General features: G+C 68.9%; 11 protein-coding genes. 6 read left to right on the forward strand and 5 right to left on the reverse strand.

What is annotated here, in order from left to right:
* The first annotated feature begins 42 nt into the window (after positions 1–42).
* The 4 genes from LE190_RS17615 (at position 43) to LE190_RS17630 (ending at position 5,209) form a co-directional block, all read left to right on the forward strand.
* Positions 43–954, forward strand: coding sequence for an isoaspartyl peptidase/L-asparaginase (locus LE190_RS17615; protein WP_225239921.1), 912 nt, complete (start codon positions 43–45; stop codon positions 952–954).
* Positions 951–1,868: a cyanophycinase gene (locus tag LE190_RS17620; protein WP_225239922.1), complete on the forward strand. Its 918-nt coding sequence runs from the start codon at positions 951–953 to the stop codon at positions 1,866–1,868. Before LE190_RS17615 ends, LE190_RS17620 begins: the two co-directional genes overlap by 4 nt.
* Complete coding sequence (gene cphA / locus LE190_RS17625) at positions 1,865–4,465, forward strand: cyanophycin synthetase (protein ID WP_225239923.1); 2,601 nt, start codon at positions 1,865–1,867, stop codon at positions 4,463–4,465. The genes LE190_RS17620 and cphA (LE190_RS17625) overlap by 4 nt, the downstream gene beginning before the upstream one ends.
* 222 nt (positions 4,466–4,687) lie before the next feature.
* Positions 4,688–5,209, forward strand: a complete 522-nt coding sequence (locus LE190_RS17630) for an outer membrane beta-barrel protein (protein WP_225239924.1) — start codon at positions 4,688–4,690, stop codon at positions 5,207–5,209.
* On the opposite strand, the gene cphA (LE190_RS17635) is transcribed toward LE190_RS17630, so the two are convergent.
* From cphA (LE190_RS17635) to LE190_RS17645, 3 genes are all read right to left on the reverse strand, one after another.
* Positions 5,210–7,849, reverse strand: coding sequence for a cyanophycin synthetase (cphA, locus tag LE190_RS17635; RefSeq protein ID WP_225239925.1), 2,640 nt, complete (start codon positions 7,847–7,849; stop codon positions 5,210–5,212).
* 77 nt (positions 7,850–7,926) lie between these two features.
* The gene (locus LE190_RS17640; protein ID WP_225239926.1) at positions 7,927–9,387 is read right to left on the reverse strand and encodes an iron-containing redox enzyme family protein; all 1,461 of its coding nucleotides are present in this window, start codon (positions 9,385–9,387) and stop codon (positions 7,927–7,929) included.
* A gap of 192 nt (positions 9,388–9,579) precedes the next feature.
* On the reverse strand, positions 9,580–10,197 hold the full coding sequence (locus LE190_RS17645; RefSeq protein ID WP_225239927.1) for an isochorismatase family protein: 618 nt from the start codon (positions 10,195–10,197) through the stop codon (positions 9,580–9,582).
* A 200-nt stretch (positions 10,198–10,397) separates the two neighbouring features.
* On the opposite strand from LE190_RS17645, the gene LE190_RS17650 reads away from it, so the two are divergent.
* Positions 10,398–11,366: an IS1595 family transposase gene (locus tag LE190_RS17650; RefSeq protein WP_225239928.1), complete on the forward strand. Its 969-nt coding sequence runs from the start codon at positions 10,398–10,400 to the stop codon at positions 11,364–11,366.
* A gap of 68 nt (positions 11,367–11,434) precedes the next feature.
* On the opposite strand, the gene bcaP is transcribed toward LE190_RS17650, so the two are convergent.
* Positions 11,435–12,829: a branched-chain amino acid transporter BcaP gene (gene bcaP / locus LE190_RS17655; protein ID WP_369598435.1), complete on the reverse strand. Its 1,395-nt coding sequence runs from the start codon at positions 12,827–12,829 to the stop codon at positions 11,435–11,437.
* 349 nt (positions 12,830–13,178) lie between these two features.
* On the opposite strand from bcaP, the gene LE190_RS17660 reads away from it, so the two are divergent.
* Positions 13,179–15,245: a tetratricopeptide repeat-containing diguanylate cyclase gene (locus LE190_RS17660; protein WP_225239929.1), complete on the forward strand. Its 2,067-nt coding sequence runs from the start codon at positions 13,179–13,181 to the stop codon at positions 15,243–15,245.
* A gap of 43 nt (positions 15,246–15,288) precedes the next feature.
* Here the strand turns inward: LE190_RS17660 and LE190_RS17665 are convergent, their stop codons facing one another.
* The gene (locus tag LE190_RS17665) at positions 15,289–17,283 is read right to left on the reverse strand and encodes an MHYT domain-containing protein (RefSeq protein WP_225239930.1); all 1,995 of its coding nucleotides are present in this window, start codon (positions 17,281–17,283) and stop codon (positions 15,289–15,291) included.
* Between the last annotated feature and the right edge of the window lie 153 nt (positions 17,284–17,436).

Genomic DNA, 17,436 nt, shown 5'->3' on the forward strand with positions numbered 1-17,436 from the left:
GACAACGCGGCACCACCCCATACAACAAGGAACAAGGATCCCATGAGCCACTCCCCCCAGGCTGGCGCCGTCGTCGTGCACGGCGGCGCCGGCGCGCCGCTGGAACACGAGGACGGCTGCGTGCTGGCCGCGCGCCGCGCCCTGGCCCAGCTGGAAGTCAACGGCGACGCGCTGGACGCCGCCATCATCGCCGTGACCACCCTCGAGGACGACGGCCGCTTCAATGCCGGCAGCGGCGCCTCGCTCGGCCTGGACGGCGCCACCATCGAGATGGACGCCTCGATCATGGATACCCGCGGCCGCCTCGGCGCCGTGGCCTGCGTGCGCGACGTGAAGAATCCCGTGAAGCTGGCGCGCGCCATCGCCGACACCCCGCATGTGATGCTGGCCGGCGAGGGTGCGCAGCGTTTCGCGCGTTCGCTCGGCATGCCCGGCAGCGCACCGATCTCGGACCACCAGCGCGCCGAACACCGCACCCTGATGAAGGAGCTGGCCGGTTCGGTGCCCTTGATGCCCGGGATCGACAACCGCCTGTTCGACCGCTTCTGGAACTACAAGACTCCGCTGCAGCTGCCCAAGTCGAGCGCCTGCGACACCGTCGGCGCCGTGGTACGCGGCCCGGACGGCCACTTCGCGGTGGCCTGTTCCACCGGAGGCTCGGCTCCCAGCCTGCTGGGCCGGGTCGGCGACAGCCCGATCATCGGCAGCGGCTTCTACGCCGGGCCGCACGGCGCCGTGGCCGCCTCCGGCATCGGCGAACACATCATGCGCCACCTGCTGGCGCGCACCGTCTATGGCTGGATCGAGGACGGCATGCCGCTCGAAGCGGCGCTCAAGCGCGGACTCGACCTGTTCGATCGCGAAGTGGACGTCGGCCTGATCGCGGTCAGCCGCACCGAGGCCGGCGCCCTGTGCTACCACGGCATGCCGCACGCAAGGATGACCCAACGATGAGCGAAGAACAGCAGCAGCAACAGGAACAGCAGCAACAGCGGCGGCGTGCACAGCGCAAGGACGGCCACCTGGTGATCATCGGCGGCCACGAGGACCGTACGCGCGAAATGGAAATCCTGAAGCGCTTCGTCGAGCTGGCTGGCGGCCCCGACGCCAACATCGTCGTGATCACCGCCGCCAGCACCATCGCCGACGAGATGTGGAGCATCTACGACGAAGCCTTCGGCACGCTCGGCGTGCAGCGCCGCAGCCACCTGGAGGTCACCAGCCGCCAGGACGCCAACAGCGAGGAATTCGTGCGCCGGGTCGACGCCGCCACCGGCGTCTTCATGACCGGCGGCGACCAGAAGCGCCTGCTGGCCCTGATCGGCGGCAGTGCGCTCGACACCGCCATGCACGTGGCCCTGAAGGAGCGCGGCGCCACCATCGGCGGCACCAGCGCCGGCGCCTCGGCCATGTCGGGCCACATGCTGGCCCAGGGCCGTGCCGAGATCCTGCCCGAGAAGGGCTCGGTCAGCCTGGGCGCGGGCCTGGGCTTCCTGCACCGGGTGGTGGTGGACCAGCACTTCTCGGAGCGCCAGCGCCTGTCGCGCCTGCTGAGCGTGGTGGCCCAGAACCCCTACCTGCAAGGGATCGGCATCGACGAGGACACGGCACTGGTGGTCGACATCGGCAGCGGCATCGAAGTGCTGGGCCAGGGCGCCGTCACCATCGTCGACGGACGCGGCATGCTCACCAACGTGGCCTTCATCAAGGACCGCGACACCCCGGAACTGATCGACGTGCGCCTGCACCTGCTTCCGGCAGGCAGCAGCTACCGGCTGCCCTCCAGCGACGACGCGCCCGGCAAGGGCCTGCCGCCGCCGCTGCTCGATTTTTTGGAAAACGTAACGAAACGGAACCCGATTTCATGAAAATCAAGGAAAAACGCCTGCTGCGCGGCCCCAACCTGTACGCCGCCAGCCCCTGCCTGATGACGGTCATCGAGGATGGCGCCCAGGACAGGCAAACGGCCCCCGCTGGCTTTGCCGCCCGCCTGTTCGCCCTGCTGCCCGAGTTGCCGGCGGACGCAGCGGTGCGCCTGGCCGACGACGCGCTGCTGGTGGAGGCGGTCGAGCCGGTGCTGATGGAACTGCAGCGCCTGGCCGGCGCTCCGGGCCACTTTGGCGCCACCCTGGCGCTGGCGGGCAGGCCGCGCGCGCGCCGCGTCGTGTGCGGCTATGCGACCGAGCAGGTGGCCGAGGCCGCGCTGCGGGTCGCGCTCGAACTGGTCGAGGCGCTCGCGCACGACCGTCCCTTCGACCTGCAAGCGGCTGTCGCCGCCCTGCGCGAAACGGCCCAGGACCATGCCATCGGCACCAGCACCGGCGCCGTGGTGCAGGCGGCGCAAAGGCGCGGCATTCCCGCGCTGCGCCTGACCGAACATGCCAACCTGTTCCAGCTCGGCTGGGGCAGCCGCCAGAAACGCCTGCAGGCCACCATCACCGGCGCCACCAATTCGATCGCGGTCGGCATCGCCAGCGACAAGCAGCTGACCAAGGCCCTGCTCGAGCAGGCCGGTGTGCCCGTTCCGGGCGGCGCCACCGTGAGTTCGGAAGAGGAAGCGCAGCGGGTCGCGCGCCGGCTCGGCACGGCGGTCACCCTCAAGCCGCTCGACGGCAACCAGGGCAAGGGCGTGACCACCAACTGCGCCACGCCGGAACAGGTGGCGCGCGCATTCGCCCATGCGCGCAAGTACGGGCGCCACGTGATCGTGGAGCAGCACCTCGAGGGCCGCGACTACCGCGTCCTGGTCACCGGCAGGAAGGTGGCGGCCGCTTCCTGGCGCCGGCCACCGCATGTTACCGGCGACGGCCACGCGAGCATCCGCGCGCTGGTCGAGATCGAGAACCGCAACCCCGCGCGCGGCGAAGGCCACACCAATATCCTGACCAGGATACCGCTCGATGCGCTGGCCGAGGAAACCCTGGCCAGGCAGGGCTACACGCTCGACACGGTGCTGGCGGCCGGCGTCACGGCCGACCTGCGCGGCAACGCCAACCTGTCCACCGGCGGCACCGCCGAGGACGTGACCGACCTGCTGCCGGAGGAAACGCGCGACATCTGCATCCGCACCGCCCGCACCATCGGCCTGGACGTGGCCGGGATCGACATCGTCTGCCAGGACATCGGCCAGCCGCTGCGCGCCCAGCGCGGCGGCATCATCGAGGTCAACGCCGCGCCCGGCATCCGCATGCACCAGTACCCGAGCCGCGGCACGCCGCGCGACGCCGGTGCGGCGATCGTGGACGCCCTGTTCGGCGAATGCGATGGCCGTATCCCGACCGTGGCGGTCACCGGCACCAACGGCAAGACCACCACCTCGCTGCTGATCGCGCACGCGGTGCGCCTGGCCGGCCTGCGCACCGGGGTGACCACCACCGAGGGCGTGTACGTGGACGGCGTGCGCACCATGAAAGGCGACTGCACCGGCTACCATTCGGCACGCAGCGTGCTGGCCGACCCGGGCGTCGATTTCGCGGTGCTGGAAACGGCGCGCGGCGGCATCCTCAAGCGCGGCCTGGCCTACGACCACGTGGATGTGGCGGTGGTGTTGAACGTCTCCAGCGACCACCTCGGCCTGGATGGCGTCGAGACCCTCGACGACCTGGCCCGGGTCAAGGCGGTGGTGGCCCAGCGCGCCACGCGCGCCGTGGTGCTCAATGCCGAGGACGACTATTGCGTGGCGATGGCGGATGGCCTGCGCGACGGCGTGGAGGCGATCTACTTCTCGCTCGACCCGGACAACCCGGTACTGCTGCGCCACGTGGAAAACGGCGGCCGCGCGCTCTACCTGCAGGACCACAGCGTGGTGCTGGCGGACGGCAGCCGCCACGAAGCGCTGCTCGACGCGCGCCAGATGCCGGTGGCGCTGGGGGGCGCGGCGCGCTACAACATCGCCAATGCGCTGGCGGCCGCCGCCGCCCTCACCGCCCACGGCTTCAGCAATGCCGAGATCGCGGACGGCCTGCGTGGCTTCGTGTCGGACGCCAAGCACAACCCGATGCGCTCGAACCTGTTCGACGTCGACGGCGTGACCGTCATCGTCGATTACGCCCACAACTGCGCGGCCTACGCGGCGCTGGCCGAGAGCGCGCGCGCGATGACGGCCGGGCGCCTGGTGGGCGTGGTGGCGGCACCCGGCGACCGCCGCGATGCCGACCTGATCGACATCGGCCGCACCTGTGCCGCCGGCTTCGACGACCTGGTGGTGTTCGAAACCGAGAACCGTGGCCGCGCCGACGGCGAAACTGCCGCGCTGCTGGTGCGCGGCGCAAGGCTGGGCAAGCTGGCCGACGACTCGCTGACGGTGGTGCTGGCGTCGCACCAGGCGATCCGGCACGGCCTGTCGCTGTGCCAGCCGGGCGACGTGCTGGTGTTCGGCTGCGGCACCACCTTGTCGGAACTGCTCGACGCGATCCGCCCGGACAAGCCGGACCTCGCGCGCCGTATCGAAGCGGAAGCAATCTGATTCCCCCCCGTTTCGCGTGAACGACGCCCTGCGGGGCGTTTTTCGTCGTCCATCTCTTAAGTGATCCTTAAACGGATGAATCGCTGGCCATGTATAAGCCAGACTTTTGCATTTCGTTACAAATTGCTATTTTCATGTCGGCGCGCGCCTGTTACCTTGCTCATCCGTAGCCCGGCCCGCTCCCGACGGACAGTGGACCGGCATGAATTCGGAAGGATCACTATGTTCAAAGTCTTGGCCACCCTCGCCGCCGGAATGATGGGAATCGCGCTCGCCGGCGCGGCGCAGGCCGCCGAACCGGCGCGTCCGGCGGCGCCGGCCTATGCAGGCGCCGCCGTGACGGGCGTGGATTACGTGGGAGCGGCAACCAAGGCCAGTCCCAAGGTCTTCGCCGGCTACCACATCAGCAAGTCGCTCGCCCTCGAGGGCGGCGCGGTCGACCTGAAGAAGGGCTATGGCATGTACATCGCGGTCAAGCCGGTGCTGCCGCTGACCGACAAGCTGGCACTGTACGGCAAGGTGGGCGTGGCCCAGGTGCGCCGTCCGGCCGCCCTGCCCTCCCAGCCCACCCAGCCCGCCCCGCTGGGCAGGAAGACCGACACCGGCGCCTATGGCGCCTTCGGCCTGCAGTACTCGATCACGCCGAATACCGCCATCAGCGCCGAATACGAGCGCTACGGCAAGGACAAGCCGTCCGGCGCCAAGCCCGACATGTGGACCCTGGCGCTGAACTTCTTCTTCTGATCAGACCTGGGCCGCCACCAGGTCCGCGCTATCCGGATCGTTCACCCGCAGCGCATCGACGAACACCTGGAGCGACGAGCCGCAGGCGAACACCAGTACGTCGCCCGGCTGGCACAGCGCCAGTCCGTGGCGAATCGCCTCGCCCACCTCGATTACCCGGTGCAGGGTGTCGCTCAGGCCGGCCGCTTCGCGCGCGCCCTCCAGGATCAGGTCGACCGCCTCACCCACCGCGCGTCCGCGGCTCTGCGACTCGTACACGACCAGCTCGTCGAAGCGCTCGCCGCACACGCGGCCGACTTCGCGCAGGTCCTGGTCGCGCCGGTCGCCGGGCGCGGTGACGATGCCCACCAGCTGGCCCGGCAGCAGTGCGCGCGCCATCTCGGCCATCGCGCGGTAGGCTGCCGGATTGTGGGCATAGTCGACGATCACGGTCACGCCGCGGATGTCGAACACATTGGTGCGCAGCGGATTGGTGCGGCCATTCGAGACGAAGGTCGACAGCCCGGTGGCGATCTGCAGGTTGGAAAAACCGGACGCCATCAGGGCCGCCGCCGCCGCCAGGCTGTTGGCGATGTTGAAGCGCGCCCGGCCGCCGAAGGCCACCGGCATGCTTTCCACCCGCAGCAGTTGCTGGTGCAGGGTACCGTCGGCCACCACCAGCGCATTGTCCTGCAGGTAGACGCCGCGTCCGCCGTCTTCCAGGTGCTGCAGCAGCACCGGGTTCTCTGCATCCATCGAAAAATACACGATCTCCGCCTCCGGCTTGGTGCGCCGGGCCATCGCCACGCACAGCGCGTCCTCGGCGTTGAGCACCACCGCGCGCGACGCGGCGCCGGCCACCACCGCTTTCACCTGTGCCAGGTCTTCGACCGTGTCGACTCCGTCCAGCCCGAGGTGGTCGGCGGCAATGTTGGTCACCACGCTGACGTCGCAGCGGTCGAAGGCCAGGCCGCGCTTGAGGATGCCGCCGCGCGCCGTTTCCAGCACCGCCACCTCGACCTCGGGCGACGCCAGCACGCTGCGGGCCGACCAGTAGCCGGTGCAGTCGCCCTTGGCAACCTGCTTGCCGTCGATGAAGACGCCCTCGGTGGTGGTCACGCCAGCCACCTTGCCGGCCATGCGTACCGCGTGCCCGATCAGGAGCGTGGTCGTGGTCTTGCCGTTGGTGCCGGTGACGGCGATGGTGGGAATGCGCCCGTCCGAGTCGCCCATCAGGCCCTGCACGATGGCGTCGCCGGCGTCGCGTGGCGCGCCGCTGCTCGGGTACTGGTGCATGCGGATGCCGGGCGCGGCATTCACTTCGATAACGGCGCCGCGCTGGGCGTCGAGCGGCAGTGCGATGTCGCGGCAGACGATATCGACACCGGCCACATCGAGCCCGATCTTGGCGGCCGCGCGCACGCACAGCAGGCGCGTGGACTCCGGCAGCAACTCCGTGACGTCTTCCGCAGTGCCGCCGGTGGACAGGTTGGCGTTGCCGCGCAGTTCCGCCGCCACGCCGCACGGCAGCACGCTGTCGAAGTCGAAGCCCTGCTTGCGCAGCATGTCGGCCGCGTGATCGTCGAGGGAGATCGTGGTCAGGATCGTGGCGTGACCGGCGCCGCGCGCCGGATCGGCATTCTCGCGTTCGACCAGTTCGCGGATGCTCGCGATGCCGTCGCCCACCACGTGCGCCGGGCGCCGCATCGCGGCCGCGGCGACCCGGCCGGCGGCGACCAGGACGCGGTAGTCGCGCCCTTCGACATGGCGCTCGACGATGATGCGCCGGCCGTACTCGCGCGCGAACGCGAAGGCGCGCGCGACCTGCTCGGCGTCGCGGCAGTCGACCGTGACGCCCTTGCCCTGGTTGCCGTCGAGCGGCTTGAGGGTGACCGGCGCCTTCATGCGCGCCGCCACGCGCTGGGCTTCGTCAACCGTGCTCACCACCGCGCCTTCGGGCACCGGGACCCCCGCTTCCCGGAGCAGGGTCTTGGTGAGCTGCTTGTCGCTGGCGACCTTGACCGCGATAAAGCTGGTGTCGCCGGTAATGGTGGCCTGCAGGCGCTTCTGCTTCGCGCCCCAGCCCAGCAGAAACAGGTTGGCGTCCTCGGTGATCCGGAAGGTGGGAATGCCGCGCTCGTGCGCCGCCGCGAGCACCGCCGCGGTGCTGGTGCCGATCGCGTGGCGGGCCGCGATGCGGCGCAGTTCGTCCAGGCGTGGTGCCAGGTCGAAGCCTTCGCCGCGCCCAAGCGCCGTGACCAGGTCGAGCGCCAGTTCGAACGCCGGCTGCACCAGCTTTTCGACCTGGTAGGCGCACACGATGCGGAACCGGCCGGGTTGGCCGACGACCGGACGCGTGCGCCCGTAGACGGGCGGCGCCGCGGCGCCCGATGCGGCCTGGGCCTGGAGGTCGAGCGTCACCTGTTCGATCACGCGGCCGAGATAGGTGCCTTCGCGCAGGCGCTGGGCGAAACCGCCACGCTGGCCGGTTGGCGGGCCGCCGGCCAGCGTCGGCAGGGCGGCCAGTAGCGCGTCATTGAAGCCAGGGATGTCTTTCGAGGAGATGCCGTACAGGTCCTGCAGGTCAACCACGCTCAGCAGGCAGGGAGAATCGGCGTGGACATTCGGTCCGCGCAGGAAGCGTTGTTCCAGGATTTGCACGAATAGATCCTTGTTGTGGTTGTGGGCATGCCGGGCGCGGGGCCCGGCATGCGGAATGAGATCTTGCCAGGCAATGCTCAGGCGTCGAACAGGCGCGTGTACATCCGGGTGGCCATCAGGCCGGCCGCGCCGTGGTGTGCCGCGGGCGACATCAGGTCGCCCAGAAGCGCCATGGCCTGCTGCTTGCCCGGCGCGGCGGCCACCTGTTCCTCCAGCAGCCGCAACTCGTTGTCCGGCGCTTCCAGGCGCGGGTGGCGGCGGATCAGGCCGCGCTCCGGAAACTGGGCGCCACGGTCCTGCTGTTCGCCCAGGTTGTCCAGGGTGCGCTGGCGCGCGCGCCAGGTCAGCATGCGCGGCCCCTCGGTGCGGCTGCCGTCCGGCGCCGCCGTGATCCAGTCGCGCAGCACCTGCAGCTCATAGGCGCTGAACACGCCGAACATCTCGGCCTTCTCGCCATGGACCAGGCGCCAGAAGCGGCTGTGTTCCACCGCCTCGCCGCGCTTGATCCAGCCGGCCTGTTCCAGTGCAGCCAGGAAGTCCGGGATGCGGGCCGGATCGCCCAGCCAGTCGTTCACCGAGCGTCCCGCCACCCGGCAGTAATCCGAATGCATGTTCTTGCCGACCACGCTCTTGGTGGCAAGAATGCGCACCAGTTCGTCCTGCAGGTCGAACTCGGCGATGCAGGACGTGGTGCTGGCCCCGATGTCGTTCAGGCGGTAGCCGTCCAGCACGCGGCGGTAGAAGGCTTCACGGTCGCCCACGCGCGGCATCAGGCCAGCCAGGGCCTGCACCGCCTTGCGCGCGTGGCCACTGGCGGCGTTGTCGACCGTGACGTGGAGCGTGAAGTAATAGGGATCGATCCCGAACTCGTTCAACTCGTAGGAGGTGATCAGGAGATGCAGCGGCAGCTGCTCGTAGCCGAGGTTGTAGCCGATGACCTCGGGCAGGAAGCGTTCGGTGTTGTGGCCGAGCGCGAGCTGGATCGCACCCTGTACGAAATGCTCGTCATCCAGTCCTTCCCAGCCCTCGCACCCATGGGTCGCGAGCAGCTTGCCGTAGATGGTGACGTGGTTCTTGTCCGGCACACCTTCGCCCAGCTCCTCGAGATAGGTCTTGATCAGCGCGTGATAGGCCGGGTTGTCCCAGTGCTTCAGCAGCCCGTACAGCCAGGCGCCGTCGACCAGCTTGGTCGGGGCCACGGCCTTGATGAAATACAGGGCGTGCGCGCGACAGGAAAAATAGCGGCGCGGGGCACCAGCCTTGCGCGCGGCCAGGTAGTCGCGGTACTGCGCGCCGACGGCGTCGGTGCGCTGCTGGACCCAGTCGGGCAGCTCGGCCAGCGTAGGCGGCAGGTCGGCGGGCAAGGCCGCGACCCGGGCGATCTGGTCGGTGATGTAGGCCTGGGCTTCGTCCGCGTGGGCAGCTGCGTTCTCGTACAGTGCGAAATACAGCGGCCGTGCGCGCAACGGTTGTGCGGGTGCGCGTGCCGCCGCGCTCGCGGCGACTGTGGCGTCCTCTGCTAACAGCATCGAATTCATGGTCTCGGGTAGTCGTGTTGGTCTGCTAGGACAATATCGAGATTATCCGGACCAGGGCTTCCCGGGAGAATCGGTAGGTGCGCTGTGAGTATGTAAGAAAGGGATTACAAAATTACAAAAGCAGAGCGGCAAAAATCTTACCGAACGGTCAAGATCCGGCTGTCCGCACGGGCAGGCTGGGCGCCGCCCTGCCTACAGGCGCGCGCCGAGTGCCGGATCGGCCACCAGCTGGCCATTCGACAGCACCACCGGTACCGCACCCTTGCCCAGCATGCGCACCAGGGCGCGCTCGCCGTCACCCGGATGGACCTCGACCGCGCGCATGCCCTCCAGCGCCAGCAGCACCTCGAACCCGGCCTCGATCGCATCCAGCACCGTGTTCAGCACGCAGTAGTCGGTGGCCAGGCCGCACACCGCCAGCCGGGTCACGCCATCGGCCAGCATGCTGCGCGCCAGGCCGGTGCCGTTGAAGGCCGAGTAGGCATCCTCGTGCGCGCTGAGCGCCTTGGAGACGACGATCGCCTCCTCCGGCAGCTGCAGCGCCTCGCTGAACAGCGCGCCTTCGGTGGCCGCCACGCAGTGCGGCGGCCAGGGCCCGCCCTGGGCCGAGAACGAACAGTGGTTTTCCGGGTGCCAGTCGCGCGACGCGTAGATCGGCAGGCCGCGTCCATGGTACAGCGCGACGAGCGCGTTGACCGGTGCCAGCACCTGGTCGCCATGTGGCACCCCCAGCGCGCCGCCGGGAAGGAAGTCGTTCTGCAGGTCCACGATCAGGAGGGCGTCGCCCTTGCCGAGCACGATGGCGCTCATGGAAAGTCTCCTCGAAGCCGCCCCCCGGAATGGGCGGCGCGCGTGCCCAAGCTTAACACGGCATGCCGGAGGGACCTTGCGCCAGGCAGCGGTAGACGGGGGGCGAATGAAAAGGCGCAGTCAGCCGGACATATGGATGAGACCTGAACTGCCGAGCAGTTCGGCGGTCGAACCCCTGTCTCCCTCGACAGGAACCGATCATGCGCGCTCCCCGCTTCACGAAGTGGTTCGCCCAGCTGCCCGCACTGAACGTGCCGCAGCGCCTGCAGACGCTCTCGGCCCTGCATCCGGCTGCCGGACTCGACCGCATCGTCGCCCTCATTGCCCAGGTCAAGGAAGGCAAGCGCCGCTGTCCCGCCTGCGCTTGCGAGCGCTACTACCGGCATGGCCAGGCCAACGGCCTGCAGCGCTACCGCTGCCGTGAGTGCGGCCGCACCTATAACGACCTGAGCGGAACGCCACTGGCGCACCTGCGGCTACGGGAGAAGTGGCTCGACTACCTGAACACGATGCTCGATTCGAAATCGGTGCGCAAAGCGGCCAGGGAGGTCGGCGTACACCGCAACACGGCCTTCCGCTGGCGCCACCGCTTTCTCGACCAGGCCAGGCACGATCGTCCCAAGACCTTGAGCGGCATCGCCGAAGCGGACGAGATGTTCATCCTCGAATCGCAAAAGGGGTCGCGCAAGCTGGACAGGCCGGCGCGCAAGCGCGGTGGTCGGGCACACAAGCGCGGAATTTCAAGCGAGCTCGACTGCATCCTGGTGGCGCGCGACCGTAGCGGACAGACGATCGATGCGGTCGTAGGCCGGGGTCCCTTGAAAGCCGGGCAGCTGGAGCGCCATCTGCTGCCCAAGCTCGACCGGCAGGTGCTGCTGGTGAGCGATTCCCACGCTGCCTACCGCGCGTTCGCCCGCAAGCACCGCATTGCGCATGAGGCGGTCAACCTGCAGGCCGGCATACGGGTCCGTCGCCGAGCTGCCGGCGCCATCCACGTCCAGAACGTCAACGCCTATCACGCGCGCTTGCGGCAGTGGCTCAGCCACTTCCGCGGCGTGGCCTCACGCTACCTGCCCAACTACCTGGGCTGGCGCTGGGCGCTCGACGGCGAACGCATCACGACTGCAGAACAATTGCTGCGGATCGCGATCGGAGCCATCAACAAATAACGGTGACAGCGCCAATGAAAACGCCCGGCCACCTCGCGGTGGCCGGGCGCTCGCCCTGGCGCGGCGGCTTACTGCGTGTTCAGCAGCGACCGCTGGCGCGCGTACAGGAAGTACACGGCAAGTCCAATCAGGATCCAGATCCCGAAGGCGAGCCAGGTATGCCAGCTCAGGAAGGACATCAGGACCAGGCAGAAGACGATGGCCAGGCCCGGCACCACCGGCACGCCCGGGCAGCGGAAGGCACGGGGCAGGTCCGGACGTTTCTTGCGCAGGATGATCACGGCCACCGACACCAGCGAGAACGCGGCCAGGGTACCGATGTTGACGAGTTCGGCGAGCACGCCGAGCGGCACGAGGGCGGCGATCAGGCCGAAGATGATGCCGACCAGCCAGGTGGCGAAGTACGGGGTGCCGTATTTCGGGTGCACGACCGACAGCCTGGCGGGCAGCAGGCCGTCGCGCGACATCGCGAACAGGATGCGGGTCTGGCCATAGGCCATCACCAGGATCACCGTGCTCATGCCCAGGATCGCGGCCAGGTCGACGAAGCCGGCGACCCAGTCCTGGCCCGCCACCTGCAATGCCAGCGAGACCGGGTGGTCGACGCCTTCGAACTGCATGAAGGGGACGATGCCGGTCATGATCGCCGCCACGGCCACGTACAGCACGGTGCACACGGCCAGCGAACCGATGATGCCGATCGGCAGGTCGCGCGCCGGATTCTTGACTTCCTCGGCCGCCGAGGTCACGGCGTCGAAGCCGATGAAGGCGAAGAACACCAGCGCGGCGGCGCTCAGGACACTGCCGGCGCCGAAGGGCATGAAGGGCTGCCAGTTATCGGGTTTGACGTAGTTGACGCCGACGACGATGAACAGGATCACGACGCCGGTCTTGATGATCACCATGATGTTGTTCAGGCGCGCCGATTCGCGCACGCCGAGCGACAGCAGGAAGGTCAGGCACATCATGATCAGGAAGGCCGGGAGGTTGAACAGGGTATCCACGCCCGGCTGCGCGCCCGGGGCCGCGCGCAGCGCTTCCGGCAGGACGATTCCGATGCCCTTGAGCAGGGACTGGAAATAACCCGACCAGCCCACCGCGACCGCCGAGGTGGCCAGGCCGTATTCGAGCAGCAGGTCCCAGCCGATCATCCAGGCGACCAGTTCCCCGAGGGTGAAGTAGCTGTAGGTGTAAATCGAGCCGGCCACCGGCACGCTCGAGGCGAACTCGGCGTAGCACAGCGCGGCGAAGCCGCAGGCGATGGCGGCGATGATGAAGGAGAGCGTGAGGGCAGGTCCCGCGGTGACGGCGCCGGTGCCGGTCAGGACGAAGATGCCGGTGCCGACAATGGCGCCGATGCCCATCAGCACAAGGTCGAACGGACCGAGCACTTTCTTCAGGCCGCCCGGCTTCTGGGCCGACGCCACCATCATGTCGAGATTCTTGGTTCTGAAAAGACTCACTACGTGTTCTCCAATCGATAATTAGTTGTGTTCCGCGTCTTGGGGCGCGGCTTGGTGCCACCGGGAGCATGAACATGCTGCCACAAGGCCGTATGCCGACCCGGCGTGCTATTGCAGGCACGACATTATCACTAGATTGTTGTCTGAATCAAAGTAAATGATGAATCTCGGTCCATTCCCCGTGTTCCAACAATAAAAAGACAAGCGTTGTGTAAACACTCTTGGTCACAAGCAGCGCTTGATTTCCACAAATCAACAGAACATAATCCCCTGGTTGCCGCATCCAGCGGCAGCGAGCTGCCCGGCCTCTCGCCGCGCACCCCAGATCCCTTGCGGCAGACCGAGCACGATGACGAGCACACTGTTGTCCCGACAGGCCAGGCGCCGCAGGCGCTCGCCCCTGCCGGCCATGCTGCTGGCGCTGGTCTGCGCGGGCATGGCGCCATGCGCGGCCGGTGCCGGCGATGCCGTGCTGGGCGCGGACCTGCGCCTGCGCGAGCTGACGCGCCTCGCCGAGCGCAGCAACCCGCAAGCCCGTGCCCTGCTGCTGCAGGAAGCGCCGCGCTTTACCGGCAGTGCACCCTATGCCGTGCAGCTGCAGTTCCTGCGCCTGCTGCGCCGCATCCATAGCGATGCCGGCCAGCTCGGCGAGGCCTATGCGGTCGACGAACGCCTGATCAAGCTGGCAAGCGGCGCACGCGATCCGCTGCACGTAGCACTGGCCAGTCTCGGCCGGGTGCACAAGCGCCTCAACGACAACGACCCGGCCGCGGCCATGGCCCTGCTGGAGTCGCTCAACGGCCAGTACCGCGAGCTGGGCAACCCGGAATTCGAGGCCAATGCGGAAGTCGCCTACGGCGCGATCTACAACACCACTGGCCAGCACGACCGGGCACTGGGGCACTACCTGCGCGCGCTCGAACTGGTCCAGCGCAATGCGGCGCTGTGGAGTCCGCGCGAAGCGGACGTGCGGCTGGCGCTTGCGCGCCTGTATGTCAACAGCGACAACCCGGCCAAGGCGCTCGAGACCACGCGCGCCTACCGCGAGGCGCGCGCGGGACAGGATGCGATCCCGCCGCGGGTCGAAGCGCTCATGCATTTCATGGACGGACGCGCCTACGTGTCCCTGAACCAGCTGGCACAGGCGCACGCCGCCTTCAACCGCGCGCTGGCCCTGGCGCGCCGCCACGAGCTGCGCTGGATCGAGGCGAACGTGCTGGGCAACGTGTCCGATGCCTGGCTCAGGGCACAGCGCTTCGTCGAGGCGGAGCGGGCCGCCCGCGCCGCCCTCGCCCCATCCGAGGAAGTCAAGGACCAGAGCATCATCCAGATGGTGAACGCGAATCTCGGTTTCGCGCTGTTCGGCCAGGGCCGCATGGCCGAGGGCACGGTGTACATCGACCGCACCACCGAAGAGCTGCGCAAGGCGGGGGCCATGCTGGCGGTATCGAACATCCTGGCCGAGAAGAGCGAGGCGCTGGAACGCGCCGGCCTGCACCGCCAGGCGCTGCAGACGGTGCGCGAGCGCGAGAAGATCCAGGAAACGCTGTCGGTCGAACGCCGCAACAAGGCCTTCGCCGCGCTGCAGGAACAGTTCAACGCCAAGCAGCGCGGCGCCCAGATCGAGCGCCTGCGCCAGGAAAACGCGGTCAAGGATGCCGAGCTGCGCAACCGTAACCTGCGCGCCGCCCTGGCCTCGCTCGGGGCGCTGCTGGCGCTCGTGCTGTGCGGCTTCGTGTACATGCTGTACCGGAAGTCGCAGGCCACCGGACGCCGCCTCGCCGAACTGAACGCCGAACTGGCGCACCGCTCGGCCCACGATCCGCTCACCGGGCTGTTCAACCGCCGCTCGTTCGTCGAGCGGATGCGCGAGCAGCCGGCGGCCGGCGCCGCTGGCGTCGCCGCCGACTGTTTCACCCTGCTCGACATCGACCACTTCAAGCGCATCAACGACCGCTACGGCCATGCGGCGGGCGACACCGTGCTGGTCGAGGTCGGCCGCCGCCTGAACGAAGTGGTGCGCGGTTCCGACATGGTGCTGCGCTGGGGCGGCGAGGAATTCCTGGTGTACTCGCAGGGTGTGAGCGAGGCCCAGCGTCCGCTGCTGGTGCAGCGCATCCTGAACGCGATCGCGGCCGCCCCGGTGGTCCTGGAGGACGGGACCGCGCTGGCCGTCAGCGCCACCGCCGGCGCGGTCTCGCTGCCGTTCGGCGCGGGCCCGGCCTTCGGCTGGGAACAGGCGATCGCGCTGGCCGACCGCGCCCTCTACAAGGGCAAGGAAGCGGGCCGCAACCGCGGCTTCATCGTCGAAGGCCTCGAAGGCCCGCAGGCCGACCCTTCCTGCGGCGCCACGGGCGAGCGCGAGCTCCGCCTGCACCTGGTGCTGCCCGACATGCACTGGCAGCCGGCCCAGTAGGCGGCACGCACACCCTCACCCGTCGCGCAGGGCCTGCGGCCCTTCAGGCACGGCCAGTCTCCGGCACGGCGCGCGCCGCCATTGCCAGCACGGTGTCCAGCAGCCGGGCCGGGTGCAGCGGCTTGGCCATGTATTCGTCGAAACCCGCCTCCAGCGCGCGTAACTGGTCTTCACGGCGAGAGAACGCGCTCAATGCGATCGCAGGCAGCTTCGCCAGCGCCTGGTCGGGCAAGCCGCGCACGCGGCCGATCAGTTCGAAGCCGTCCATCAGCGGCATGCCGATGTCGCTGACCAGGAGATCGGGCCGGTGCAGTTCGAGCATGCGCAGCGCCTCGGCCGCGCTGGTCGCCGTTACCAGCCGCGCCCCGGTTCCGGCCAGCACCAGTTGCACCAGTTCCAGCGAATCCGGCTCGTCGTCCACCACCAGGATGCAGCGGCCGGCCAGGCTGGCGCAGCCGGCCGGGTGCGCCAGCCCGGCCGCAAGGCCGGCACCTGGCGTGCCCGTTGCCGGCGCGCGCTCGCCGGCGCCCTGCGCCACAGGCAGGTGCAGGGTGAAAGTGGCGCCGCGCCCGGGACCGGGACTGGCCACCGTGATGGTCCCGCCCTGCAGCTCGACCAGCTGGCGCGCGATCGCCAGCCCCAGTCCGAGGCCGCCGTGGCGGCGCGCGGACGAGGAATCGGCCTGGCGGAAACGGTCGAATACATGCGGAAGGAAACCGGCGTCGATGCCGGCCCCGGTGTCGGCGACATCGATCACCACGCCCTCGCCTTCACAGCGCAGGCTCACCGCCACCCGTCCGCCCGGCTCGGTGAACTTGATCGCGTTCGACAGCAGGTTGCTCATCACCTGCTGCATGCGGGCGGGGTCGCCGCGCACCGGGCCGGCATCGTAGTCGACCTGGGCTACCAGCCCGATCTGCTTGGCAAGCGCGGCCGGGCGCGCCGTCTCGAGGGCGGCATTGACGAATTCGGCGGGCGGCACCGGCTTGGCCTCGATCCGGATCTTGCCGGCGATCAGGCGGCTCATGTCGAGCATGTCTTCGATCAGTTGCGACTGGGCGCGCGCGTTGCGCTCGATGGTCTCCAGGCCGCGCCGCAGCATCGCTTCGTCGCGCGCGCCCTGCAGCAGCAACTGCGACCAGCCGAGCATCGCGTTCAGGGGCGTGCGCAATTCGTGCGACAGGGTGGCCAGGAATTCGTCCTTGGCCTGGCTCAGTTGTTCGGCCTCGACCCGGGCACGCTGCTCGCGCAGGAACAGCTGCTGGCGCTCGGCCGCCGTCTCGAGCGAGGCCGCCAGCGTGCGGTTGCGCGCCGCCAGCCGCGTGTCGAACACCGCCGCCAGCAGCGCAATGCTGAGCACCGCGAATGCCGCCACCGCCACCAGCAGCGCCAGGTGGTCCTGGTTGACGCCGCCGTCGGCCGCCCGGCAGACGCTGGCGGCGTCGAACCGGGCGGCTGCCATGCCGGTGTAGTGCATGCCGGCGATCGCCCCGCCCATCATCACCGCCGCGCCCAGCTTCAGCAGGCGCGGATGGCGGATCCCGTCATGCAGCCTGAAGCCGATCCACAGCGCCCCGGCCGAGGCGCCGATGGCGATCGCCACCGATGCCAGGAACAGCCAGGGATCGTAGCGGATGGCCGGGTCCATGCGCATGCCGGCCATGCCGGTGTAGTGCATCGCGTTGATCCCCAGGCCCATCAGGCAGGCGCCCCAGGCCAGGTGGCGTCCGGCCAGCTGGCGGTGGCGCAGCTGCCACAGGGCCAGGCCGGACACGATGACCGGCAGCAGCCAGGACACCAGGGTGATCCAGGGATCGTAGGCAAGCGGCATCGGCAGCCGGTACGCCAGCATGCCGATGAAGTGCATGGCCCAGATGCCGCTGCCCATGGCAAAGGCACCGCCGGCGGTCCACGCGTGCGGCGCATGGCCGGACGACGCCTTGACCCGGACCGCCAGGCTCAGCGCCGTGTAGGACGCGAAGACCGCCGCCAGGATCGAGAGCAGCACCAGCGTGGGTTCATAATGGCCGATCAGCATGGTCGTGGAAGTCCTTCGTCTACGCGGCGCGCCAGTTGCCGCTGTCGTGGCGCTTCGAGTCTACACGAGGCCGCCCGGGAGCCGGACACTGTCCCCGCCCCGGAACCACAGCCGATTCTTTGCTGCAATTTTACTGGAGGATGGCCAACGCGG

It is taken from the genome of Massilia hydrophila (assembly GCF_020208145.1).
GTDB classification, from domain to species: domain Bacteria; phylum Pseudomonadota; class Gammaproteobacteria; order Burkholderiales; family Burkholderiaceae_D; genus Telluria; species Telluria hydrophila.

Bases quoted from the DNA above. Each gene is read 5' to 3' on its own strand.
- LE190_RS17650 (WP_225239928.1), top strand. From the start codon at position 10,398: ATGCGCGCTCCCCGCTTCACGAAGTGGTTCGCCCAGCTGCCCGCACTG.
- LE190_RS17630 (WP_225239924.1), top strand. From the start codon at position 4,688: ATGTTCAAAGTCTTGGCCACCCTCGCCGCCGGAATGATGGGAATCGCG.
- LE190_RS17645 (WP_225239927.1), bottom strand. From the start codon at position 10,197: ATGAGCGCCATCGTGCTCGGCAAGGGCGACGCCCTCCTGATCGTGGAC.
- LE190_RS17640 (WP_225239926.1), bottom strand. From the start codon at position 9,387: ATGAATTCGATGCTGTTAGCAGAGGACGCCACAGTCGCCGCGAGCGCG.
- LE190_RS17660 (WP_225239929.1), top strand. From the start codon at position 13,179: ATGACGAGCACACTGTTGTCCCGACAGGCCAGGCGCCGCAGGCGCTCG.
- LE190_RS17620 (WP_225239922.1), top strand. From the start codon at position 951: ATGAGCGAAGAACAGCAGCAGCAACAGGAACAGCAGCAACAGCGGCGG.
- cphA (WP_225239923.1), top strand. From the start codon at position 1,865: ATGAAAATCAAGGAAAAACGCCTGCTGCGCGGCCCCAACCTGTACGCC.
- LE190_RS17615 (WP_225239921.1), top strand. From the start codon at position 43: ATGAGCCACTCCCCCCAGGCTGGCGCCGTCGTCGTGCACGGCGGCGCC.
- LE190_RS17665 (WP_225239930.1), bottom strand. From the start codon at position 17,283: ATGCTGATCGGCCATTATGAACCCACGCTGGTGCTGCTCTCGATCCTG.